19 protein-coding genes, 1 tRNA gene and 2 pseudogenes are annotated in these 23,715 nt (G+C 57.4%); 14 read left to right on the top strand and 8 right to left on the bottom strand.

Features of this window, described 5'->3' with window-relative positions; all coding sequences use genetic code 11:
* Positions 1-111 precede the first annotated feature (111 nt).
* From C449_RS02640 to C449_RS02630, 3 genes are all read left to right on the top strand, one after another.
* On the top strand, positions 112-1,299 hold the full coding sequence (locus C449_RS02640) for a phosphoglycerate kinase (RefSeq protein ID WP_006076360.1): 1,188 nt from the start codon (positions 112-114) through the stop codon (positions 1,297-1,299).
* Positions 1,299-1,829 carry a GNAT family N-acetyltransferase gene (locus tag C449_RS02635; RefSeq protein ID WP_006076359.1) on the top strand — a complete coding sequence of 177 codons (531 nt, stop codon included), beginning with the start codon at positions 1,299-1,301 and terminating at the stop codon, positions 1,827-1,829. Before C449_RS02640 ends, C449_RS02635 begins: the two co-directional genes overlap by 1 nt.
* A gap of 11 nt (positions 1,830-1,840) precedes the next feature.
* Positions 1,841-1,914: transfer RNA gene (locus C449_RS02630), tRNA-Thr, on the top strand.
* Between the two features lie 393 nt (positions 1,915-2,307).
* Here C449_RS02630 and C449_RS18045 read toward each other — a convergent pair.
* Entirely contained in the window at positions 2,308-2,454 is a 147-nt protein-coding gene (locus C449_RS18045; protein WP_006076358.1) for a hypothetical protein, read from the bottom strand.
* A 47-nt stretch (positions 2,455-2,501) separates the two neighbouring features.
* Between C449_RS18045 and C449_RS18950 the strand changes: the two are divergent.
* A pseudogene (locus tag C449_RS18950) lies at positions 2,502-2,687 on the top strand (RNA-guided endonuclease TnpB family protein); the annotation flags it as partial.
* 11 nt (positions 2,688-2,698) lie between these two features.
* On the opposite strand, the gene C449_RS17345 reads toward C449_RS18950, so the two are convergent.
* Entirely contained in the window at positions 2,699-2,917 is a 219-nt protein-coding gene (locus tag C449_RS17345; RefSeq protein WP_080504879.1) for a PIN domain-containing protein, read from the bottom strand.
* 203 nt (positions 2,918-3,120) lie between these two features.
* Positions 3,121-3,948 carry a hypothetical protein gene (locus C449_RS02625; RefSeq protein ID WP_006076356.1) on the bottom strand — a complete coding sequence of 276 codons (828 nt, stop codon included), beginning with the start codon at positions 3,946-3,948 and terminating at the stop codon, positions 3,121-3,123.
* Between the two features lie 296 nt (positions 3,949-4,244).
* Here C449_RS02625 and C449_RS02620 point away from each other — a divergent pair, with 296 nt between their 5' ends.
* The 4 genes from C449_RS02620 to C449_RS02605 all read left to right on the top strand — a co-directional run bounded on the left by C449_RS02620 (position 4,245) and on the right by C449_RS02605 (position 9,910).
* Positions 4,245-5,252 (top strand): DUF1616 domain-containing protein, encoded by a 1,008-nt coding sequence (locus C449_RS02620; RefSeq protein WP_006076355.1) that lies wholly within the window; start codon positions 4,245-4,247, stop codon positions 5,250-5,252.
* Positions 5,253-5,572: 320 nt separating this feature from the next.
* A complete protein-coding gene (locus tag C449_RS02615; protein WP_161606432.1) occupies positions 5,573-6,442 on the top strand; it encodes a glycosyltransferase family 4 protein in 870 nt (289 codons plus the stop codon).
* Between the two features lie 517 nt (positions 6,443-6,959).
* Positions 6,960-8,702 (top strand): hypothetical protein, encoded by a 1,743-nt coding sequence (locus C449_RS02610; protein WP_152415634.1) that lies wholly within the window; start codon positions 6,960-6,962, stop codon positions 8,700-8,702.
* Positions 8,684-9,910 carry a glycosyltransferase gene (locus C449_RS02605; protein ID WP_006076352.1) on the top strand — a complete coding sequence of 409 codons (1,227 nt, stop codon included), beginning with the start codon at positions 8,684-8,686 and terminating at the stop codon, positions 9,908-9,910. Before C449_RS02610 ends, C449_RS02605 begins: the two co-directional genes overlap by 19 nt.
* Before the next feature lie 6 nt (positions 9,911-9,916).
* Here C449_RS02605 and C449_RS02600 read toward each other — a convergent pair whose 3' ends face one another.
* Positions 9,917-11,119, bottom strand: coding sequence for a glycosyltransferase (locus C449_RS02600; protein ID WP_006076351.1), 1,203 nt, complete (start codon positions 11,117-11,119; stop codon positions 9,917-9,919).
* A 340-nt stretch (positions 11,120-11,459) separates the two neighbouring features.
* On the opposite strand from C449_RS02600, the gene C449_RS02595 reads away from it, so the two are divergent.
* The 4 genes from C449_RS02595 (at position 11,460) to C449_RS02580 (ending at position 16,869) form a co-directional block, all read left to right on the top strand.
* Complete coding sequence (locus C449_RS02595) at positions 11,460-11,720, top strand: hypothetical protein (protein WP_006076350.1); 261 nt, start codon at positions 11,460-11,462, stop codon at positions 11,718-11,720.
* 200 nt (positions 11,721-11,920) lie between these two features.
* The gene (locus tag C449_RS02590) at positions 11,921-13,789 is read left to right on the top strand and encodes a glycosyl hydrolase (RefSeq protein ID WP_006076349.1); all 1,869 of its coding nucleotides are present in this window, start codon (positions 11,921-11,923) and stop codon (positions 13,787-13,789) included.
* A 571-nt stretch (positions 13,790-14,360) separates the two neighbouring features.
* Complete coding sequence (locus C449_RS02585) at positions 14,361-15,314, top strand: glycoside hydrolase family 26 protein (protein ID WP_241430057.1); 954 nt, start codon at positions 14,361-14,363, stop codon at positions 15,312-15,314.
* A gap of 82 nt (positions 15,315-15,396) precedes the next feature.
* On the top strand, positions 15,397-16,869 hold the full coding sequence (locus tag C449_RS02580) for a lipopolysaccharide biosynthesis protein (RefSeq protein WP_006076347.1): 1,473 nt from the start codon (positions 15,397-15,399) through the stop codon (positions 16,867-16,869).
* Here the strand turns inward: C449_RS02580 and C449_RS02575 are convergent.
* On the bottom strand, positions 16,852-17,817 hold the full coding sequence (locus C449_RS02575; protein WP_049913839.1) for a glycosyltransferase family 2 protein: 966 nt from the start codon (positions 17,815-17,817) through the stop codon (positions 16,852-16,854). The genes C449_RS02580 and C449_RS02575 overlap by 18 nt on opposite strands.
* A gap of 95 nt (positions 17,818-17,912) precedes the next feature.
* Between C449_RS02575 and C449_RS02570 the strand changes: the two are divergent.
* Positions 17,913-18,677 (top strand): annotated as a pseudogene (locus tag C449_RS02570) (RNA-guided endonuclease InsQ/TnpB family protein); the annotation flags it as partial.
* A gap of 72 nt (positions 18,678-18,749) precedes the next feature.
* On the opposite strand, the gene C449_RS02565 reads toward C449_RS02570, so the two are convergent.
* The gene (locus tag C449_RS02565; protein ID WP_080504877.1) at positions 18,750-19,859 is read right to left on the bottom strand and encodes an NAD-dependent epimerase/dehydratase family protein; all 1,110 of its coding nucleotides are present in this window, start codon (positions 19,857-19,859) and stop codon (positions 18,750-18,752) included.
* A complete protein-coding gene (locus C449_RS02560) occupies positions 19,856-21,178 on the bottom strand; it encodes a glycosyltransferase family 2 protein (protein WP_006076343.1) in 1,323 nt (440 codons plus the stop codon). Before C449_RS02560 ends, C449_RS02565 begins: the two co-directional genes overlap by 4 nt.
* A gap of 296 nt (positions 21,179-21,474) precedes the next feature.
* On the opposite strand from C449_RS02560, the gene C449_RS02555 reads away from it, so the two are divergent.
* Entirely contained in the window at positions 21,475-22,344 is an 870-nt protein-coding gene (locus tag C449_RS02555) for an IS1595 family transposase (RefSeq protein ID WP_049913838.1), read from the top strand.
* A gap of 53 nt (positions 22,345-22,397) precedes the next feature.
* Here C449_RS02555 and C449_RS02550 read toward each other — a convergent pair whose 3' ends face one another.
* Complete coding sequence (locus C449_RS02550) at positions 22,398-23,192, bottom strand: helix-turn-helix transcriptional regulator (RefSeq protein WP_049913837.1); 795 nt, start codon at positions 23,190-23,192, stop codon at positions 22,398-22,400.
* Between the last annotated feature and the right edge of the window lie 523 nt (positions 23,193-23,715).

Raw genomic sequence — 23,715 nt, 5'->3', positions numbered from 1 at the left:
GTCGTGGCGACGATCCGGGGAAAGGGGGTCTCTACCGAGCCCCATGTGAGCATCCACCAACCACCACCGGGACAGAAAGGGATTTGCCGGGGCGCAGAAATAGAACGAACGATGATACGAACCCTCGACGACCTCGATGCTGAGGGCGTCGCCGTCGGGGTCCGCATCGATATCAACAGCCCGGTCTCGGGGGGCGAACTCGCCGACGACGCCCGACTCCGCGCGCACGTCGACACGCTCGCGGAGCTGCTCGACCGCGGCGCACGGGTGGCGATCCTCGCCCATCAGGGCCGGCCCGGTGGCGACGATTTCGCGCGGCTCGCCGCCCACGCCGACCGGCTCGACGAGCTGCTCGACCACCCCGTTGACTACTGCGACGCCACCTTTTCGTCGGCGGCACGCGATCGGGTCGCGGCGCTCGATGTCGGGGAAGCCGTCGTCCTCGAAAACACTCGCTTTTACGCCGAGGAGTACATGGAGTTCGACCCCGAACGCGCCGCCAACACCCATCTCGTCGAGGGGCTCGCACCCGCGCTCGACGTCTACCTCAACGACGCGTTCGCTGCCGCTCACCGCTCACAGCCCTCGCTCGTCGGCTTTCCCACACGCCTGCCGAGCTACGCCGGCCGGGTGATGGAGCGCGAACTCGATGTCCTCGGGGCGATCGAGGAGACCCCCACCCCCCGAGTGTACGTTCTCGGTGGCGCGAAAGTCGGCGATTCGATCGGGGTGGCTCGGAGCGTGCTCGAACGCGATCTCGCCGACACCGTCCTCACGGCGGGCGTGGTCGGCAACGTCTGCCTGCTCGCTGGCGGAGCCGAACTCGGGAACGCGACCGCGGAGTTCGTCTACGACGCCGGCTACTGGGACGAGATCGACCGTGCGGGCGATCTGCTCGACGCACACGACGAGATCACGGTCCCCGAAGACGTCGCGGTCGAACGCGACGGCGCTCGCCACGAGGTCTCAGTTGCCGACCTTCCAGCCGAAATCGACGCGCCCGCAAAGGATGTCGGGAGCCGAACGATCGCAGCCTACGGTGAGGTGATCGAGAACGCAGGCACGGTGATTCTGAACGGGCCGGCGGGCGTCTTCGAGGAGGAGGCGTTCGCCGAAGGGACGCGGGGCCTCTACGAGGCCGCGACGCGGGCCGAGCAGAGCATCGTCGGCGGCGGCGACACTGCGGCGGCGGTCCGGCGGTTGGGGATCGAGGGGTTCGATCACATCAGCACCGGTGGCGGCGCGGCGCTCACGCTGTTGACCGGCGACGCGCTCCCTGCCGTCGAGGCACTCCGGTAGTGCGGATCGAATCGCCCGACACCGACGACGCCGACGCGATCGCCGATCAGTGGGTCGCGCTGGCACGCGAGCAGCGTGCGTTCGGCTCGCACCTCCTCGCGGAGGCCAACTGGGCGACCATCCGCGACGCGATCGTCCGTCACATCGTCGCCGACGAACTCCGGATCGCCCGTGCCGACGCGGACGAGGCGAACGCGAATGGAGCGACCACGGACACGACAGACACGGACGAGATCGTCGGGTTCGTGATGTTCGGTCCCGAGGGCGACCGCTATCGACAGGACGTCTCGCGCGGGATCGTCCGGAACGTCGTCGTGGCCCCTGACCGGCGGAACGAAGGAATCGGGGCGGCGTTGCTCGCGGCGGCCGAGTCGGCGCTCCGCGAATCCGGGTTCGAGGCCGTCGGGCTCTCGGTGCTCGCGGACAACGAGGCGGCCCGCCGATTCTATCGCCGCGCCGGATACACGCCCCACCGGATCGACCTCGAAAAGCAACTCGAAAGCGACACCGACAAACCCGAGGGGGGATAAGGGACGAGCGCGCCAGGGGAGCTTGGGCGGTGCAAGCACTCGATTTGTAATCGAGAATTCGTGGGTTCAAATCCCACCCCTGGCTCTCGGCTGATCTCCAAGAACCCACCCCTATAGCAGCCCGTACGGTCCGTTTTGACTTAGTAGTGGTGGCCTGATGGTCCGGCGCTGTAACCGTCGTCTCGAGCGCGTTCCGAACGGCGACGTATGCTCGTCGACGGTCGGCGGCATCTTTCTTGCTTTCGGACCGACATACACACTCGTAGTTCCGCTGGAACTGCAACATGACCATCGGCTACGCGCAAAGAACCCATGAGCAAGTACGACGATCTCTTCGACGACACGGCCCCCGACGACCAGCGTTAGGGCCCTGCTCCGCAGTGAGTGCGACCGCGTTTGCATCGGCCAGAGCGAACTCTCTGTCTGCCTTGACCTCTCCAACGAGGCACGATGGTCCTCGAATCCACAGTCCCTGCCGCTAGAGTGCCCGGCGATCACGATCGCCGTGTCGAAGCGACGCTGCCGTTGGCGTGTCGTCGCCTGTCCCCTCGAAGCTGGCAACGAAATAGAACACCTCACTGGCGTTGGCCTCGCTGAGGCTGCCCGCAGCCTTGCCGTCAAACACACCCTCTCAGGTCGTGGCAACCGACTCATGGCCCGGTTCGGCGTCAAGATAGAGATTCAAACGCGGCGTGGAACTTTCTTTCTCGCGGTATCGCAAAGCGGATTCAGGCAGGGGCCGTGCCGAATCAACGCCTGTGGGGACTGCGCTTCCTGAGTCCTCGGTTGTGGATGCAAAGCGCGTAGTGGAAACAGGAAAGCCACACCCTCAAGCGCGAGCCGTTAGGCGAGCGGTAGGGTGGGGTCGTTCACTTCTCCCCCGGCTCAATGAATTGCACTGAGAGGCGCGGCACCCGACCGAAATGATCGTCTGCCGTGACGAGTGTCGCACCTGCCTCGCGAGCGGTCCCGGCGATCACCGTGTCGGCCACTCCAACCTCGCTGCCTTCGTCAAGCAGCGATGCTTTGATCGCCGCCGCTTCGCGCGCGACGTCGTCGGTGAAACCGAGCGTCTCAGTCCATTCGATCGCCGCCGCGACCGAGGTCGGTGTCTTGGGAGTCCATGCTGAATGCCACGGCCTTCAGGCCGTGGTAGCTTACTCACAGTAGCCTCTCTTGGGACAGTATCTGACCGCTTTGCTAGTCTTCGCTTTCGGTCTCGGTGTCGGTATTACTGTCATCATCGCCGTCCGCATCCGTCCCGTCGTATGTCGTCAGTCGTCACCGGATCCTACCATCGACAGCTAATCACATAGTGGCCGTCCTCGGCCCGGGGGGGCGGGTCAAGTGCAACCTCGGTTTTGAGACCGTTGGCCAGTCCTGCAGCGAGGAACGCCGTCACCGGATGGTCGAACGTGGTCGGTGGGCCATAACAACTCCCCTCGACGGCGATAGTGGCCTGACCCGTTTCCATGGACACGCTGCTGCTCGCCTGTTCGACCAGTTCGAACTCCTCGACCAACACGTCGAGCAACTCCACGACGAGCTCTTCGGCGTCAGTCGCCAGCGTGGTATCGGTTCGATCACGGAACTCCGCGAGGAGCCCGTTGCCGGTCGTCGGTAGTACGATCCCCTCGAACGTATCATCGGCATGAACACCGACCGATGCCACCTCGTCGATGTCTACGGATACAGTATCACCGGCAGGGATAACCAGTCGAACCTCATCATCACCTGTCGGGACGTACACCTGCCGATCCGGGAGGCCGACGGCCTCGACGAACAGCGGACCGACTTCGGCGAGTGGGGCATAGGTACGCCGTGCGAGCGTCGCCGTCACGAACCGTTCAGGAACGAGTAAATAGAGGAGGACGGCACCGAATAGACCGGTCCCTGACAGCGCGAACAGGAGTGTTCGAGCGTCCGCGAATACGATACCAGTCGCCCCCATCACGACCCCGAGACCGGCAAGTACGATGATCCCGAATCGGTACCGACGGCGACCCTCTGCGTCGAGACCACGTTCGCTCATGACGACCCGTTCGATTCGACGATCGTCACCGTGTCGTACCGAACTATTGAGGTCAATTTCGTCGGGTTCGGCGTCGTGGTCGGTCATTTCCGTTCCGTTGGTGGTTCCCGGTCAGCCGCTGGTGACGACACCGTCATCAATGGTTATCCGGCTTTCCCGCACAAGCATATTAAAGATGGTTCACGCTCCCTGGCCGGCAGATTGTCGATCGCGTTTTTCCTCCGTGTCACTCTGTTTCTACCAACCCGAGCTTCGAAAGCCAAGGTCAAACGTCGCTACATTTATGTAGTTATTACTCACAAGAATGGCACGTGAGAGCGCGTTTCCGGCAATGGATTGCCAGGGTTCGGGCTGGATATAACATCGACCTCGTGGTCACTGCTGTGTCGGTCGTCGGAACGATTGTGGTGTTGTCGGTCCCCGGTATTCGAGAGACGCCGCTTCGGGTCCTGTTCGCTTTCGCTATCGTACTGTTTCTCCCTGGATATGCGCTCGTCACCGTGGCGTTTCCCGAACGGTCGGACGCCCGAACCGACTTTCCACGACCGATCACAGGAGGAATCGGGCCGATCGAACGCTTCGTCCTATCGGTTGCAGTGAGCATTGCGATCGTCATTGTCGCGGGATTCGCACTCGTGGTCTCCCCGGTCGGCTTCGGGCTTTGGGCTGTGGTGTTCGTGCTCTCAGGGGTGACCCTTGGGGCGACAGTCCTCGCGGCGAGTCGGCGTGGTCGGCTTCGACCCGAACACCGCTACCCCGGTGCGCTTGCTCCCCTCTTCGGTGAGGTTCGTGGCCTCCAAAGGGAATCAACTATCGATACGGCAGTGTCCATCCTCCTGGTCGTCAGTATCGTCTCGGTCGGTGGGATCGTCGCGGCCAGTACCGTCACACCGACGCAGTCGTCTTCAACGGACCTGTTCTTGCTTGCGCCGAACGGCACGGGTCAATCGTCGGCGACAGACTACCCGACCAATCTCACCCGTGGAGAGTCCCAACCGATCGTAGTGGGAGTCACGAACAACGGCAACGCGCCCGCCAATTACACAATTGTCACCTCTCTTCAGCGAATCGACATTACAAATAGCTCTGTTTCTGTCATGAACCGGATGCAACTCGACGAGTTCGGTCTCCGAGTGAGGGCCAACGATACCGTTCGGGAGCGTCGAGCGATCGTCCCACCAACGGAGGGTTCGAACCTCCGGCTGGCATTCCTGCTCTATCGCGGGCAACCCCCATCACAACCGACCATCAAGAACGCCGACCGGGAGGTCCATCTGCTCGTAAACGTTTCTGCATCGAACGACGGACGACGAACCGTATCCACGGTGTCGAACCAGATCGGGACCGACCTGATGGGCTCGATCACCCACACAGAACCCGATCACCGATGAACTCCGAGACTGAGATACTCCAGCTCGACAAAACCCAGTCGTATCCACCGACGACCGGCGCCGAAACCCGATCGTGGAAAACAGCGGAGAAACTCGACCAACATGGAACCCTGTGGCGAGTGTCACCGTGGGACGGCCACACACAGCTTCCGGAGACAATCCGACTAATCGACCTCAGGTCACCAGTGGTGACGTCCAAAGCGATTCGGAATCATGCGTGGTACGGTGGATTCACCATCCAGACTCGCCACCCCGTACAGCGGCTCATCACGAGATACGTTGTCTCACGGGTATCGAACGCGGATGCCGACTTCGATATCGTGGTTTCGGAAGCCCCCGAGCTGGTCGATGCAGCACGACGGCTCGCGTCGATTCACGACGCACAGTTGGTTCTCAACAAGCACAACTGCTATTACGACTTTCTCGACCAGTACCTCCGAGACAAGCATCTGCCATTGCCGGTCCGCGAGCGGGCCGTCAACAATCTCTACGAACACGAACAACAGGGGATTTCGGATGCGGATGTGATCGTGTTTCAGTCCGAAGACGATCGCGACCGGTTCGACATTCCGTCCGCGACGCCGGTACGAGTAATTCCAAACGGCACTAATTACGAAGAACTCCAGCAGGAGGGCAACCCCGACCAGCTGGCACGCGATCTCGGTATTCCCGATGACCAACAAGTATGTCTGTTCGTCGGATCGTTCGACTACGAGCCGAACCACGCGGCAGCGAGGTTTGTGATCGAGGAACTCTCGCCCGTGTTTCCCGAAATGGCGTTTCTCCTCGTCGGTCGAAACCCTCCACGATCCACCGCTCCGAACGTGTACGCACCGGGGTACGTCACCGATCTCATAGATGCGCTTCGGCTTGCCGATATCGCGTTATGTCCGCTCCCACGCGGCTCAGGAACGAAGCTCAAGATGCTTGATTACTTCGCCGCCGGTCTCCCGGTCGTCACGACTTCGGTCGGGACGCAAGGTCTCCCGATACGTGACGGCGAACACGCCCTGGTACGGGACGAGCCGACGGCGATGAAAGGGGCCATCCGCGAACTTGCCAGAGACGAAGGGTGGCGGAAACGCCTTGCTCAAGGTGGCCATTCCCTCGGCGAGCAGTTCGCGTGGAGTCGGCTCCTTCGGGGGTACGACGAACTTCTAACTGACCTCTCGACGAACAACAACGAATGACGCTTCCGATCTCTATCACTGCTCGAAAATGTTATCTCTCGAGATATGGGGAATCTGAAGTTTCCGGAATGGATGATTTCAGACTAAAACGAGGGGCACGTAAGCGCACGACTTACACGACGAAGCAATCGACGCTTCCTCGCGGAGGATATCGCCAGCCGAGCGGCGGAGACCAACGAAGCGAAAAATGGCGGTCATGAGACGAGCCTTCCGCCGTCGTGGAGGACTCCTCCTTCTCCTCTTGTTCGTTGGAGCGGGACTTTCAGTTGTGGCGGCAGCGGCAGTTCTCGGGTTGTACACCGGAGTGAAGGGTGCCTACATCGCCATCGCCGTCGCGATCGCACTCTGGTTTTACGGTCGGACGCTTCTCAAACCGTCGTCCGACTCTCGGTCAAGCATTTCTCGCTATCGAGAGCTCATCAATCAATATGGACCGCGCCTAGTCGGCTTTGCCGTCGTCTATGCGGTTGGGATCTCGGTTGTTACCGGTGACCGTGGGCTCGGTCTACTCGTTTGCTTGCCGGTCGGTTTCGGGTTGGTAACGCTTCAGGCGATCAGCGGCGTTGGCGCGCACACCCTTGTTGCCGAGGCGGCCGCGCTCTATGGGGCGTCGACGATCAGCAAGTACCTCACGAACGATGTTTATTACGGCGGTGGCGACACGCTGTATCACGTCCGAAACGTCGAGACGCTCGTCCAAACCGGTTCTGTCGCCGGGATTTCGCGATACGAATTCTTTCCTGGCTTCGCCATCCTCAACGGAGCAATCCGTGTGATCGGTGAAATTTCTGCCTACGACACCATCCTCCTCACCGGAATCTTCACCTACGGCGTAGTAGTGCTCTCTGCGTTCGTGCTCGTTCGCGCGGCGACCGGAAACGAACGCCTCGGTGCGTTCGTCGCGGTTGGGCTCGTGATGTCCGAGCCGTTTCTCTACTACGCCACCTACTTCTTCCCGCAGTCGCTGGCAGTTGCCCTCGTGATATTCGGCTTGTACGTCGCCTACCGAGCCAATCAGGACCGCGAGACCCGTTTTCGCTTCAGCCTCATCGGTCTGATACTGGGGGCCGCACTCGTCGTCACCCACCAGTTGACTATCGTCCTTTTCATCCCCATCGTGGGTATTCTGGCAGCAGCTACATCTCTGTTGAATCGGATCGACTCCATGACGACCGGTGGACAGGCACGCCTCAGGCTGCCACGGGGGTACCTCGCTGCCATCGTCGCCTTCCTCTCGATCTCCTACTGGGCGTACCGGTCGACGTTCCTTGCCGAACTCGCCAGCTCGGTCCGAACGATCCTCGGGTTCGGTCTGTTCACGGCCGATTCTGGAGCCCCAACGCCGACATACGCACTCGGAACGACCCTGCCATCTTTGTCGATCGAAACCGCCCTCCGTAGCTTGTACAGCACCGACGGAGTCTACCAAATCGCGTTGTTGATCGTGTTCTTACTGGGCGTGGCTACCGTCATCGACCGGACGCGAACCTACTGGCCAGTTCTGCCGTTGTTCTCGGTCGGTATAGTGGGTTCAGTCATGATGTTCCGAACACCGCTTACCGTGCCCGGCTTGAATCGGCTCCAGCTCCCGCTTACGGTTTTCTTCGCCGTCGTCATTGGCGTCGGGTTGTACCGATTGTCCCGCTCGGGAGATCGAAACCACACCACGCTCCTCGCCATCGTCGTTCTCGTCGCTGCTGTCGGTACCACAGCACCCCTAAACTACGGTGCCGGCGACGACCTTTACGCGATCAACTCCGGGCCGAACCTCTATGAGCTCTACCCCACACCGGAGCCACAGAAAGCGTACTCGAACGCTGAATACCGCGATCTCGAATCGACTGCCGGGTTTCTCAGGCGACATGACGTCACTCTCTACTCCTTTGCGGTGGATAGTCAGGCAATGGACGGGTTCGGCGTCGAAAGCGAGAGCGCGGGTGTGAACGAGTCCGGGATCGTAACGGGTGAGGGAGTTTTACTCTACCGACAACAGTTTGTCGACCACCGATTGTCGTACGTGGTTAGTAGCGGCGATGGAATTGCTATCGGGTCCGTCCTTATCGATCCTCACTGGTTCGATCAGACTCTCGCTACACAGCACAAGGTGTACGCAAGCGATCAGACTGGACTGCTCTGGAATCCCAATGGCTCGGTCATCGCTCCTGCGCAACAATCGACTGAACGAGAGGAGAACAACGACCGCATTCGTAGTCGTCGGTTGGGGAGTGAGAAACCGACACCGTGGAGAGCACGGCCGTGAAAATCTGCTTCGTCACGGGGGTGTTTCCACCTCATGCTGCAGGCGGTGCGCAACAGTACGTGATCGAGGTCGCAAATCGACTCGAAGCCGAAGGGCATCGTGCGTTCGTTGTCACGACCGAACCCTACGATGGGGTAGCCAGTTTGCGTCCTCACAAGGTCACCTACGAGGGAATCGATGTTTGGCGATTCTTCCCGTTTAACGTCGCCCACAAGAGTACATACCAGCAGTACTCGCTCGCACGACAGGCGGTCTGGCGGGGCGTCGATATGGTTAATCCCCATGCTATGGCGATGGTAAAGCGTGTCCTCGATCGAACGGTGCCCGATGTCGTCCACGTCAATGGACTCGAAGGAATCTCGACCCTCGCCTCTATTGCGGTAGCGAACAGCGACGCGGCGTACGTCCATACACTCCACGATTACGACCTACTGAGTCCGGGGAGTACCATCCGGGTCGACACCCCAGTTGGTACTCTGGATCGAACACTCGCCAATCATCCAACGACGAGCGGCTTGTTCACACGCCTCCAGCGAACACTCCTCGGAACGCCCGATGTCGTCATCGGCCCGAGTCAGTTCATCCTCGACGCACATCGTCAACGGGGCCTCTTCGAGGACGTTCCGTGTCGGCGGATCCCGCATGGCGTCGCACGCATCGCAGAGGCTCCTTCATCGCCGCCCGACGGTCCCTCCGTACTCTTCGTCGGTCGTCTCGCCCCCGAGAAGGGTGTTGAAACGCTCCTCGCGGCTGCAGGCTCGCTCCCCGAAGTGGAATTCCATCTGTGTGGGACGGGCCCATTGGCGAGTCTTGTGGAGCGTCGTGCTGATGAAACACCAAACATCACTTACCACGGATTCGTCTCGTCCGACGAACTCTGGTCGCTCCGTCGCAGTGTATCTCTCGGGGTGGTGCCGTCGGAGTGGGCCGAGCCGTTCGGCCTCGTTATCAGCGAGTCCTATGGTGCGGGACTTCCTGTCGTCGGGAGTGCCGTCGGCGGGATTCCGGAACTGATCAAACCCAACGAGATGGGAGCGCTTTTCGACCCTGCCAGCCCTGATGCGCTCGTGAGCGCGATTCAGCGGGTGCTCAACGGCGACCAGATAGCCATGCGGATGAACGCACTTGATTGGGCTCGGGAACACACACTCGGCGCTCACGTCCAGTCATTGCTTGACACCTACACCGGAGAGGTTGCGACAGAGTAGGAACTACTAGCGATCGGAGGTCGATTTCTCCCACCGAACCGAGTACTTTCCACTGAAGAAATCCCACCACGCAAGCAGGATCGCATACTCGATGACCGCAACGTAGCGCACAACGGCGAGAATCCCTCCCAAATCCATGCCTTCGTCGGTCAATGATGTGTCTGGGCCCAATTCGTTACCCATGCCGTTCGAACGGATCTCGGTCTTGTCGCCGTCTTCGGCCGTCTCAGTGGTGGGCAGACGGTCACGAACCGCTAACAGCGCAGCGAACGTGGCCGATCCGAGTGATCCCGTCACAAGCGTTGCGCCGAGCGCGGCCAACGGCGCCACCACGAGCGTGATGAGAAAGCAGACGGCGGCTCCGATACACAGAAACGGCGACAACATGAGAAGTCCCTTCCGCGATGGGAAGATGATTGTCCTGTATCGATCACCTGGTATTAACAGATAGTCGCGATGTCGCAACAGCACCTGGATTGTACCGATGACGCGGCGTTTTTTCGAGGTGATCTGTTCAACGACCGTATCGGGTTCTGATTCGTAGGCGAGTGCTTCGGATTCATACATGATCCGATAGCCTTGTTTGCGGATACGTACTGAGAGGTCGAGATCCTCGGCGAGGCTGGTCTCGTCGGCTTGGACGAGGTCCGCACGCCAGGCACTGATCTCACCGACGAACTGACAGACGGAATCGAGTGGCGATTCACCAACTGCTTTCATGTGTTCGATGTCACGATATAAATGGTTCGAAGCGGTCAGCGACGAATCGGCATCCGACACTGCCAACCGCCCGGCGACCGCTCCAACCGTCGGATCCGCGAAGTGCGGGGCGATCCGTTCGATCGTCTCCGGTACGAAAACCGTATTTGCATCGGTTACGAGCACAACGTCTCCGCGACCGTGCTCGATTCCATGGTTGATCGCCGAGGCCTTTCCGCTGCGCTCGGTTTGTTTGAGCAATTTCATTGACGGATCATCCGGTTCGAGCCCGTCGAGCGCGTTCTGAATAACGTTCGGCGTACCGTCGGTCGACCCGGAGTCCACAAACAGGACTTCGAATCGGTTGTTCGGATACGTCTGTTCGCGGAGATTCGCCACCCGTCGTGCGATCACACCTGCTTCGGTAAACGATGGAACGATGACCGTAATGAACGGTTCGTCCGTCGACTGTTGTTGATCGGTATTCGTAATCCGCGCGACCAACCCCATCACCAGTGGATAACCAACGAACTGCCAGCCAAGCAGTCCGGCGAAGGTGCTGAACCCACCGAGCCCAATCCTCTTCCAGTTCCTCATTGTGATACGGATAGGAGAACAATCACCATATATCTATTCTATATTTAATAACAATAATTTTTATTTATACCTTTTTCAATCAGTTCCCTATCCGTTGAGTAGCTGGAGAACAGGCTCCCTGAATATTCGCCACTCCCGACTGAGGCCGCGAAACGTCGGTCGATCCGCCAGCAGTCCGACAACGTGTATCGAAGAGCCACCACGAGCCGTTCGTGCGGGAGACTTTTCTTCGGTCGAAATCGAATGTGGTCGTGTGCGACGTCGACTACGGTTCGTCGTTGCGGTGCTTGGGTGGTTGGTGTTGCTCATCCTCGGGATGGCGATCTTTGGTCATCCCAGGACCGACTTCGTGATCGTTGGTGGAACGCTTGGGTTGCTCGCTCTCAGTGAGCTCGCCGCGCCGGTGAGCATCCAGCCCCAATGGCAACGTCGACTTCGTGTCGTTCGAATCACCGCCGTGCTTCTCACAGTGGCCGTGATCGCGCCTCGCGTGTATGATCTGATCGTCTTCTGAACCGCCGCCACCGTAGCCCGATTGAACAGGAGATGTGCAGCCAGTGCGCAGAGTGAGTTGTTCTCGAATTTATTTTTCACCTATCACTAGTTTACAGCTATATGAACTCGATAATTTCTGATATTATTTTAACATTATTGGTAATGCTTTTGTAGCAGTACTCGGCAATGGGGTCTAAGGACCTCGGCAATTAGACCACAATGACGGACAACAACGAGAAAAAGAGCGGAATTGACAGACGTACAGTTCTCAAAACGATCGGTGCGACGAGTGCATTCGGTACGGTCGGCGGGTTAACGGCGTCCCCCGTTTCTGCCGCCACGACTCCTGTCGGTGAACTCGGAACGACCAGCGCCGGCCAGTGGGATTCGAACGGCGGGAACTGGTTTACCCTGGACTTCGAACATTCGTACGACGATCCCGTGGTGGTGATGGGACCACTCAGTACTAACGGCGAGGAACCTGCGCACGCCCGTCTCCGTGCCGTGTGGTCGGGTTCAGCGGAGTGGCAAATCGAAGAGTGGCGCTATATGGACCTGACCCACACCAAAGAAGACATCAGCTACCTCGTAGTGGAGTCCGGAGATAACGAGGTAGACGGCGCGTCAGTCCATGCTGGAACCGTCGAAGTTGACCACGAATGGCAGTCCGTCACCTTCGGATCCACGTTCGACCAGTTGCCGGTCGTTTTCACCGAATCACAGACCGTCAACGGTGGTGATCCAATAGTAACACGCACCAAAGACGTCACGGAAAGTGGATTCTCCGTCCGCGTCCAAGGAGAGGAGGCACGAGGGAGCCACGTATCTGAGGAAGTGGGCTATATCGCCATTGACGGCAATGTCGATGGTGTATTCGAGATAGGAACGATCACATCGGACGAAGCATGGACACCCGTTACGGCGACCACTTCATACAGCGAGCCAGCGTTCGTCTCATCAATGCAGACGACTCATGGCGGCAACACCGCTGGGCTTCGCCGCCGGAAGCTTGATGCGTCATCGGCTGAAGTGCGTGTCGAAGAGGAAGAGAGCGCAGACGACGAAACGAATCATGTCGACGAGACTGTCGGATACCTGCTTGGGCGACGTGGACGATTTGACGGTGCGGATGGTGGCTCGAGTGATGACGGCGATGACGGTGGAGGCAACGGCGATGACGGTGATGATAACGATGGAACGATGAATCCGACGTTTGGCGCTGACTTTGCCCAACATATCGGTGAAGACCCGAGTCAGTACTACGAGGACTGGCTGGGCCGATCAGTGTTGGTTGCGGACGAGTTCATGAAGAAGGAGGCTCATTACCACAACGTCCCCGACTGGAAGATCCAGCCCTGGACCAACTGGGTCGCCGAGAACGACGAACGACAGATGGCGTGGGACCTGATGGTTCACAACTTCACCACCCTCGAAGATGCTGCGAACGGCGGCATCAACGATGCCGTGGCCTCATTCGGGAATTCACTGGTGAACAACGATCAGGAAAACTCCTATATCCGTATTGTGGGGGAGTTCGACCTCGGGCACACGATCAACCCACAGACCGACCAGGAAAAACAGTGGTTCGTCGAGATGTGGCGTGAGATGACCGATACCTTACGTTCGGTCAGTGGGCAGGATTTCACCATCGTCTGGAATCCCAACTACGATATTCGGTACAAAGGCAGCTACGCGGAGGACACATGGCCTGGCGACGGATACGTTGACATGGTTGGTATCGATATCTACGACCGGAACTGGGACCAGTACGCGGGTGCTGGCGAACCAACCCGTGACGATCACATAGCTGCATGGGACCGCTCGAAAGCGCATCTCGATTGGTTCCGTAACTGGGCCGACGACCACGAAAAGGAGCTGTGCATTCCCGAGTGGGGCGTTTGGGAGCATACGAATTCGTCGCATGGCGGCGGTGACAACCCGTATTTCGTCCAAGAAATGTATGACTGGATGAACGAGAATGACGTGGCGTGGCATGTCTACTTCGAGCAGTTGGACAAACACGCCCTCTACGGACCGGAAACGCAGTTCCCCGAGGCTTCATCCAAATTCAAGGAGTTGTTCGGATAAGGAGGGCGTGGCAATTCCTGTGGTTGGTTTCAGTCATCACCGGGCAACCAAAGAACCCGCCTGCGATAGGTCGTGGTGGGTGATTTCGGGTTCTCCACTCGTGCTCTCATCGGTCATGTACATTGAGAAAAGGAGCACTGCGCTACCGTTTAGTTGAATATGTACAAGAAACATTGTAGGTCTACGGAGTTCAAGATCCTATATGCGAGGTCCGGATGAGGGGCGGAACAGATCGTTCGACCACCGTCGAACGAGCCGGCGTCAGTTTCTCTTAGCGGCTGGGCTCGGTGGCGCCGTTGTTGCGTCCGGATGCTCGAAACCGTTTCTGTCAGAGTCGGGTCGTGAACGGAGCGACGGTAACCCTGAAGCTCCAGAGGCTGCCCCCGGGAACGGTTCTGGTGAGCGAGGATCGCCACCTGAAGTGAGTACGTCCACCGAGCGGAACACAGCCCAAACTATCGAACCACCGACGACGCGATCAGGGGCATATCTCTCAGGTGTGTACAACGGTGGTCATCCCAGCGACCTCAGTGGGATCGACGAGTGGCTCGGTCACAACCCGGCGGTCGCGGTGTTCTTCGTCGACGCCCTTACGGGGACATCGTGGATCGAGACCGTTGTCGATACCCATCTGACGAGGCTCTGGAACCAGGGACATGTCCCGATGTTGATATGGCAACCATACGTCTCACCACGGGAACAGACACCCGAGGACATCGAATCCCAGATCATTGACGGCGCGTTCGACGATACTATCGAGACGTGGGCGACAAACCTGGCATCGTGGGTCAAAGGAGGGTCGAACCGGGAACTTCGACGACGGTTGTATTTCGTTCCCGCTCACGAAATGAACGGCGACTGGAACCCGTGGAGTTCGGCCTCATCCGCCAACAGGGGGATGCAGACGAGCCGATCCGAGAATCCGGCGGACTACGTAGTAATGTGGCGGCGTATCCACAGAATCTTCGACACCACCCCGCTGGACGAACGCACCATCCAGTGGGTTTGGACGCCCAATGCCGACGAAACCAGCGGCGTTCAGACTGAACGGTTCTACCCGGGCGACGAATACGTCGATTGGATCGGTCTCAACGGTTACAACTACGGCGAAATCAATAACGATTCGCGATGGCGGACACCTGAAGATCGGTTCGGCACGATGGTCCAACGAATGAAACGACTGAGCGACAAACCTCTCGCGCTGCCCGAAGTGAGTTCTACATCGTATGTGAATGGTACTTTCCGACCCAGTCGGAAAGCGGAATGGATAGAACGGTTGTTCTCCTTCGCGGATGACGAGGACATCAAGATGGTGAGTTGGTATAACTTCGATAACACCGGCGAGTGGGAATCCGATTGGGCGATCTTTGGGGGAAAACACGGTACTTCGAGTACCCAAGTGGCTGGCGAGTCATACCGAGTCTACGATGAATACAAACGACAAGTCGAACGGCAATCGACGCTTAATTCACGCACCGACTATTCGCAGCTTCTAACAGACGACGAGTTCGCCGGGCGGTTCTGATTCATCACACCTCCCTGATGACGGTCTTAATCAACTCTCCGTCCTTGTCTCATGCCATCGTTCAAATCCGGAGACCGTCAAGATGAGTGAATCCGACACCGAGCGCGTGACCGACGTTTTTGAACAGTTCGCTCACGATCTCGGATTCTACACCGTTGCACGGTTCGCCCCCGCAGTGACAAGCGTTGTCGCGCTGGTAGTCTTTACTCATGCATTTCCGCCTGAAGCATATGGCCGGTACGCGCTGACGCTCTCGATCGCGGGTGTTCTCGGAACGGCCTGCTATGGATGGATAAATCAAGCAATAATCCGGTTCGAGCCACACGTCGAGCCGGCAGCACTCTACGGAAACGTCGCGTGGCTCGTTACCCTCATCGGTACGGTGTTCGTTGTTCTCGGGTGCGTCGGATTCGTTTTCTTTGGATCGTCGCTCGGTGCATTCGCTCCCTTTGTGCTCGCCGGTACGGCGTTCGCCGTCACTGACGGGATGTATCACACCTTCAAAGCACTCTTGCAAGCACGTCTCGAATCGAGATCCGCCGCCGTTTACGACGTGGTTCAGTCAGTAGGGGGGTTGGTGCTCGCAATCGTCGTCGCGTTCGTATTGCTCGACGGTATCATTGGGTGGCTTTGGGGTGCCGCAATTGCTTCAGGGGTCGCCGCGGGCGCGCTCGCGATTCAGCTCGGATTCAACATCGATTCGATGCACGTTGATGCCCCGTTTGCGCGTCGAATGGCACGATACGGGTTTCCACTCATTGGGTGGCTTGTCGGGCTGTCACTGCTCAACTTCGGCGATCAAGTACTCATCGAACTTCTCCAGGGAAGCGAAGCCACCGGTATCTATGCATCGAACTACTCAGTTGCCCACTATGGGCTCGGACTCGTATTCGAACCGTTCGTCGGCGCGGTCGGACCTGTGGTGATGAATCTCTGGGACGGAGACAACGGGGAGGAACTCGCCGAGGCTGTCTCCGACATGACTCGATACCTCCTCCTGATCGGGGTCCCTGCGGTGATCGGTCTTTCCGCACTGAGTCGAGTCGTGAGTGGTCTCCTTCTCGATCAATCCTATGTGGAGGGGGCGGTCGTGATTCCGATCGTCGCGGCGGGACTTCTGGTCTGGAACGTGGCTCTGATGGGGCAACAAGCGATCGAAGTCAAGGAGAAAACGACCGTGCTGTTCGGTGGCATCGCCTTGGTCGTGGTGGTTAACATCGCGATAAACATCCCCCTCATCCTCGTGTTCGGATACACTGGTGCGGCCGTTGCAACCCTCCTGAGCTTCGTTCTCTACGCGGTGTTCATCTTCGTCGCTAGTCGGCAATTCATTCCCTGGCGGTTGCCGCGACAGAGTATTCGAAACGTGGGGATTGCCTCAATCGGTCTCCTCGGCCCGTATGCTGCGGTATTCTCGCTTGGAGGGGGTAGCATCGGTGAACTTATCGTCGCCAGCGTAGCTGGCACTATCGCCTATCTGGTCACAGTCTACTTCCTTGATGAATTGAGTTCAGACGAACTCTTGAAGCTCAAACGGTTACTCACGTCCTCGTAGACGATCTAACCGGTGGAGCACTCCGTCACGAAGGCTCTGGCCGAGTTTGTGGCCCGACCGCCCGAAAAGAGAGGCAGCGAGTTCTGCCAAGTGTTGAGGGCGATTTGACGGGGTGTAGTAGGCTGTACGAGCGAACGCTATAATCGCCTGAGGGGACCAGGGGCAACTATAGAGATTCAAGAGCCCCTCCAATCGGTGCGCATCGGCAAGTGCGAAGCGACGAACATTCGGGTCAACCTCGTCGTAGAGTGCCTCGTACCGCTCGAAAAGTTTCCAGCGTGCCTCAAGTGCCGCTCGTGAAAACCCGAGATGGTCGGCATTCTCACCGGCCTCCATCTGTTGTTCCCGCTTGGCGACGAGTACTAAGGGTTCTTCGATAGCAACGAAATCCGTGATCCTAGCCAGCTCAATCCGCATCCATATGTCTCCAGCTCCCTCAAATGACTCGTCGAGTGGACCGATCCTGTCGAGCAAGGACCGTTCTACGAGGACCGTCGAGTATCGAAACGGACCGTTCCAAAATTCGAGTGCTCGTTCAATTTCTGGTCTAGAGGGGTTCGTTGTCGGTAAATGGAACCCTCCATGGGTAAATTCAATTCCACAAACAGTGACGCCCGCGTTCGGGTGTTCGCGTAACGCCGCAACCTGCTTCGAGACTGCTGATGGGCGTAGTTGGTCGTCGTCGTCCAGAAACCAGACGTACTCGCCATTCGCAATGTCTAGTCCGGCGTTTCGGGCAGCCTGTGCGCCGCGATTATCGGGTAATCGGACGTAAACCACTTCATCGAAATCGCCGACCACATCGCTGGCGTAACCCTCCCCTGAGTCATCGACGACGATGACTTCGATTGGTTCGTACGCCTGGGCCTGTAGACTCTGGAGCATTTGATGGAGCCCCTCGTTCCGATAATATGTTGGGACAATTATACTAACTAACTCACTATCCATGTTCGTTGATCCAGTAATACTACGGTTCGCATGTTAGTATATCTATCGATATATAAAAAATGAAAAACAGGTCCGGCAGACTGCCGCGGTGGCAGAGCACGGTTCGGTATGACAAAACGACCGACGAGTTCTACGCACACATCACGACACGGCGGTACGACAACGCCGACGAAAGAGGTTCGACAGATACCGAGCACCGCTCGGTCCTCGGTATCGACCTCGGCGTGAACAGTCTCGCTGTCGCTTCGACGGGCACGTTCTGGCAGGGCGACGACTACGACCACTGGGTGCGCGAGTTCGAGAAGCGTCGCACGAAGATGCAACAGCAAGCGACGCAAGCGGGTCACCACGTTATGAAGCGTCTCGGTCGCCGCGAGCGAGCGTGGCGGAAGCAATACCTCCACACGCTCGCCAACGAGATCGTAACCGAAGCCGTCGAGAACGACTGTGCGGCCATCGTCTTCGAGAATCTCGACGGTATCCGCGAACGGCTTCCACAGGCCGATTGGCACCACATTTGGGCGTTCCGCCGTCTCTACGAATACGTCGCGTACAAAGCACCCGAGCGTGGTATCGCGGTCGAAACCGTCGAACCGAACCACACCAGCCAACGGTGTTCTCGGTGTGGATTTACCCACGAGAACAACCGCGACGGCGGTTCGTTCGCGTGCCTCTCGTGCGGGTACGAACTCCATGCCGACTACAACGCGGCCAAAAACATCGGGTTGCGATACGCCCGACAGGAATACCACAGACTCCGCTCGTCGCAAATGTCTTCGGACGGAGACGCACCAGTAGACGTGCGCTTGAATCGTGGGACGATGACCGACGACGGTCCACGGCCCGTTGCCGGGGACTAATTGCCGGGAGTCCACATGAAAGCCCCTTCCTCCGGGAGCGAGCCGTCAGGTGAGCGAGCAGGGAGGGGTAGTTTACGCAAGGATAGTTGACGACTCCACCTTATTGATTTCGCGCAGATCGCTTTCCTCGCGGAAGGCATCGGTCGTATGCTGGAGTCCCGTCTTCAAATCGATGCTTGGCGACCAGCCCAGCATGGTTTCCGCTCTCGTGAGATCCGGTCGTCTGCGGGATGGGTCATCTTGTGGGAGTGGTTGGTAGCTGATCCTGGATTGACTGTCCAGAACGTCAACGATCGTTTCGGCGAGCTCTCGAATCGTCACTTCGTTTCTGTTGCCCAAGTTGACTACAGTACCTGCTGCGATCGTTTCGTCTAGTTCCGCAAGCGACCGTATCCCTGCAACGAGATCGGAGACGTAGCAGAAACTCCGCGTTTGAGTTCCATCTCCATATATCGTCAGAGGCTCATTGCGGAGTGCCTGGTCCACGAAATTCGGTATGACCCGACCATCGTTTCGCCGCATGCGAGGCCCATACGTATTAAATATGCGAACGGTTCTTGTGTCGACGCCGTATTGACGATGATAAGCTGCAGCTAGTGATTCACTCAGACGCTTGCTTTCATCATACGGGGCTCGGACACCTCGTGGATTCACGTTTCCGTGATAGTCTTCTCGCTGGGGATGGATTTCTGGCTCACCGTATACTTCACTGGTTGATGCGAGGACGAACGTTGCATCGTGTAGCTGTGCAGTCTGTAGTCCGTGGTGTGTACCCAAACTGTTTGTGAGCGCGATTTCGACCGCGTGTGATTCGAAGTCAGCCGGACTTGCGTGAGAGGCGAAGTGATAGATCTGGTCTACGCGGTCGAAATCGGGGAACGGTTCCGTGACATCATGCTGTAAGCTTTCGAACCGTGACGACTCGATATGTGCGAGGTTTTCATGACGGCCGGTCGCCATGTTATCGAGCGAGGTAACACGATACCCATCGTTAAGAAGCGCATCGATGAGATGGCTTCCAACAAATCCTGCCCCACCGGTAACGATGACGTGCGGTTGGTCGTTGGTCTCGTTCTTAGATAGCGGAAGAGAGACCTGCCGGTCCTGATTCGACTCGTTTGACTTGGCCCAACTCTCTTGCCTTTCCTTTGAATTGATTTCGTGATCGTTGATGGATTTCATGCGACGTACCCTTCGTTTTCGAGCAATTCGTCCTCGGTGCGAGGCTCCTTTTGGACGATCGATCCTGAACCGGAGGTTCGTGATTGATTGGATAACTCTATGAAGAGCGAATTGAAAACTGTAAACAAGCCGATGACTATCGCAGTGACTGCGAATACATCGAAGGCGATGAGCTGACGCTGTACAGCGCCGTTCACGACCCACTCAGTGACAGCATACGCGACATACATCCCACCCATGGCGATCAACAAGCCACCAGTTGCGAGAGCGGATTCGAGGTGAAAGTCGCGTTTGATCCAGCTCGTCACAAGTCCTTTTGAGGGCCTGACTGGTTGGGAAACGATTGAGCTGAACGCTGCGAGGCTTCCAATCTGGAACCCAGCAATCGTCAAGAGGCTGCCAACGAGTAACGTGGCTGTCCCAAACCTGCTCACTCCGACTACAGGCCCGAGAACCGATGCCACCATAGCAAAGATCCCGGCGAGCATCAGCCCGAATGCAGGCACGGAAAACAGCTTTCCGGGTGCGTTCGTCATAATGAACTTGACGTGTCTCCAGCCGTCCGGAAAGCTACTAAGGGTCGCCTCGCCCAACCGTTTGTGGTAGGTAATTGGTACTTCTGCAATCCGAAGGTCGTTTGCTCCCGCAGCCATTACCATTTCGCTGGCAAACTCCATTCCGTCCGTTTTGAGTGAAAGCGTATCGAGCACTTCCCTGCGAAACACCCGAAACCCGCTGTGCGCATCGTTCACACCCACTCCGTAAAACAGATTCAGGAGCATCGTCAGCAGTGGATTCCCGATATATCTGTGCAATGCAGGCATGGAACCGGGCAGTATCGTACCCTGCAATCGGCTGCCCATTACCATATCAGCTTCACCGCGGGTTACTAGTTCGAGGAGTTTCGGCAGCTCTTCAAAATCGTATGTCATGTCTGCATCCCCCATGACGACGTACTCGCCCCGAGCGTATTCGAAGGCATATCGATAGGCGTATCCATAGCCTACTTGATCCGGCGTAACGACAAACGCCCCCATTTCTGCGGCAACAACCGGGGTCTGGTCAGTTGAGCTGTCACTAACGATGATCTCGCCGGTGATGTCGAGTTCATTCAGTGTAGCAATAATTCGCTGAATGCACTCTCCGATGCCTTCCTCTTCATTAAGAGTCGGGAGAATTACACTTACGACGGGCTCTTGCTCAGCGGTACGTGGTACTAATACTGCTGAAGTTGACAGAGAACGGAGGTGACCCTCATTAGTGTTCTTTACTTGAATAGACGCAGCTTCGTCACCTCCGATTTGTTTCCTGATATCCATGCACAAACTATGCTTCGAAATATATGTATAGTCATTCACCACTCATTTTCCCACATAATGGTTGATAGTCGCTATCTGAAACAATTTTCACTGAGTGAACGAAATTTCAGCCTATGGTTGGCGAAGTTAGTCATCGCATCGTCAATATCGTTAACAACGTTGGTTCCGACTACCTCGCACCGCAGACGAATTTTGGGTTATTGAAATATCGCTCATGTGTAGCACATTGTTGGTGGAGCAGCTGTAGCTGAGAAAGCGTAGCGGGCCAGGGTGACGCTTCCGTGTCACCCGGTAGGATGTTTCCATTCGCCGCACTGAGTTCGGAGATGAGCGCCGCGGACCTGCTCCAGCAGGTCCGCTGGCGCAATGGCCTCCAGTGCCCGCGCTGCCGTTCGTCGTCGGTAATCAAATACGGCAGCTACAGAGCCTTTCAGCGGTATCTCTGTAAGGATTGTGACAGCATGTTCAACGACAAGACCCGCACGATCTTCGCGCTCAACGAGTGGTTCTTCGCGTTCTATACGTTCGTCCGGTTCAACACCAGTATCGGCCAACTTATCGCTGAACTCGACCTCTCGTCCAAGACGCTCCACCGGCGTGTCGAGCGCTTCACCAATGCGCTCGACGCGCCTTCGATCAAGCTGTCTGGTCCCGTCGAGATCGACGAACTGTACGTTTCTGCCGGACTGAAGGGCCGCGAGCGCGACGAGCCGTCGCGCTCGCGAGGTCTCTCCTCGCGCGGGCGTGGAACATACGAAGGTGACAAGCCGCCGGTGTTCACCCTCGTTGATCGCGGGAGTGGGAAGCGGTACGTCGTTCCGGCGAAATCGGCGGACGAATCGACGGTTCGGCTCCTTCTCGCGGGCTGCGAGAAGGAACCACTGACGGTCTACACGGATGGATTCCGAGCATACGCCTCGCTGGATGACGACGAGCGGTTTCACCGCGAGTCGGTCATCTATGCGGACAACAAGTACGTCGACGGTGAAGCTCACGTGAATACCTGCGAGAGCCACGGGTCGCTGGTGCGACCGTGGCTCTCGCCTCATCGAGGCGTTTCGAAGGACAAGCTCACGCACTATCTGAGAGCGTTTCAGCTACGAAGGCAAATCTACCGTAAACCTGGCCGAGAAGCGTTGAGACACGTCCTTCGAGAGGTGCTTTGATCCACCTACAATGTGCTTCACAAGAGCGAGGAAGAAAGGAACGCAGAGATCTCTTACTTGACCGGTCGTTCGGGTTTGAGAGGAGCGGACTGATCGCGGTAGGATGTATAGGTCGATTCGGCCCACCTGAGCACCTCCTTGTTTCTCGTCTCGATCATCGCACGTGGCATTTTTTCAGCATCGGAAACCATGATGAGGACCCTATCTTCCAGAACTGCCATGTTGAATGGGAACTCCCCCTCGTAACGATAGATCTCCGCTCGATCCGCCTCGAAGATCTCCTGAGAATGGCCTCCTAGTGTGGTATCAGTACCAAGGGCATCGAGGAAGCTCGGCGTGACGACCCCCTCGAACGACTGACTTCCTTCGATTACACCATCGCGGATGGCGGCCAGCGTCTGCGGCACGACCACAGAAGCGAGCATTCGAACATGATCCGCCCCACCTATCCGGCCCGCCATCGCGAGAACCGGCAGGAACGGGTTTCCGGCGGTCGCTGCGATGACGGAGGCGTTCTGCAACCCACTAAGATCGAGATCCATCTCCTCGGTTGGCAGCCAGGTAATCGCTTCGTGGAGGTGTTCGACCGTCTCCATGGAATCAAGGAGGCGAGTAAATTCTCGCCCGACGAGGTCGCCCATCGGCGTTACTTCATAGGCGTGTCCGTTGCGGACTATCCAGTCCCGTTCGATGAAATCCCTAATGATACGTCCGAGTGTTGAGGAAGAGGCTCCCGTCTCCTCGCGGAGTTCGGCGCGGTCGTGAGGCTGATCGAGGAGGGACCGCAACACAGCAACACGAAGGGCCGACCGAGATAGGAACTCGATATGCCCGAGAGCTGGATTCATAGATACAATAGTTCATCCACCAAGATAAGAGTATTATCTAGGCATATAAATTGTCATTCATACACATAATTTTCTGTCACTATGATAGTACCTCGACTCTAGTGTGTTGTGAAAGAATCCACAATAATACCGTGAAACTGCAAAACTCATTCACAAGTCCAGAATATCATACAGATTAATCAATCACAAATCTCGACAAGAATAAAAATACACAAAACTGACTACTGTGAACAAAACGCTGACACATGTTCACTCCACAAACGGGGGATGATTTATTATGGATTGCGCTACGATTGAACTTATACAAATATCAAAGACTATCGGCAAGCAGATCGCTGATTTTGTCGGTCATCCAAATTTGAGGACGTGGCTATCGGTTTCGATGAGAAAGGCAGTACAGTTATAAGATATCCAAGGGAGAAACGGAGGCGAGGCTGATGGGATGGGACATGAATAAGAAGTCGAATAGCGGGATCGTGGTTGGATTTCGGTACGAATTGAACGAGAAAACATTTCACATGTT

The sequence above is a fragment of the Halococcus saccharolyticus DSM 5350 genome (assembly GCF_000336915.1).
Lineage (GTDB): Archaea > Halobacteriota > Halobacteria > Halobacteriales > Halococcaceae > Halococcus > Halococcus saccharolyticus.
Note: the sequence above shows the minus strand (reverse complement) of the source record. Positions and strands in the feature narration are given on the sequence as shown.

Bases quoted from the DNA above. Each gene is read 5' to 3' on its own strand.
- C449_RS02640 (WP_006076360.1), top strand. From the start codon at position 112: ATGATACGAACCCTCGACGACCTCGATGCTGAGGGCGTCGCCGTCGGG.
- C449_RS02625 (WP_006076356.1), bottom strand. From the start codon at position 3,948: ATGACCGACCACGACGCCGAACCCGACGAAATTGACCTCAATAGTTCG.
- C449_RS02600 (WP_006076351.1), bottom strand. From the start codon at position 11,119: ATGGGGTTGGTCGCGCGGATTACGAATACCGATCAACAACAGTCGACG.
- C449_RS02590 (WP_006076349.1), top strand. From the start codon at position 11,921: ATGACGGACAACAACGAGAAAAAGAGCGGAATTGACAGACGTACAGTT.
- C449_RS02580 (WP_006076347.1), top strand. From the start codon at position 15,397: ATGAGTGAATCCGACACCGAGCGCGTGACCGACGTTTTTGAACAGTTC.
- C449_RS02575 (WP_049913839.1), bottom strand. From the start codon at position 17,817: ATGGATAGTGAGTTAGTTAGTATAATTGTCCCAACATATTATCGGAAC.
- C449_RS02565 (WP_080504877.1), bottom strand. From the start codon at position 19,859: ATGAAATCCATCAACGATCACGAAATCAATTCAAAGGAAAGGCAAGAG.
- C449_RS02560 (WP_006076343.1), bottom strand. From the start codon at position 21,178: ATGGATATCAGGAAACAAATCGGAGGTGACGAAGCTGCGTCTATTCAA.
- C449_RS02555 (WP_049913838.1), top strand. From the start codon at position 21,475: ATGTTTCCATTCGCCGCACTGAGTTCGGAGATGAGCGCCGCGGACCTG.
- C449_RS02550 (WP_049913837.1), bottom strand. From the start codon at position 23,192: ATGAATCCAGCTCTCGGGCATATCGAGTTCCTATCTCGGTCGGCCCTT.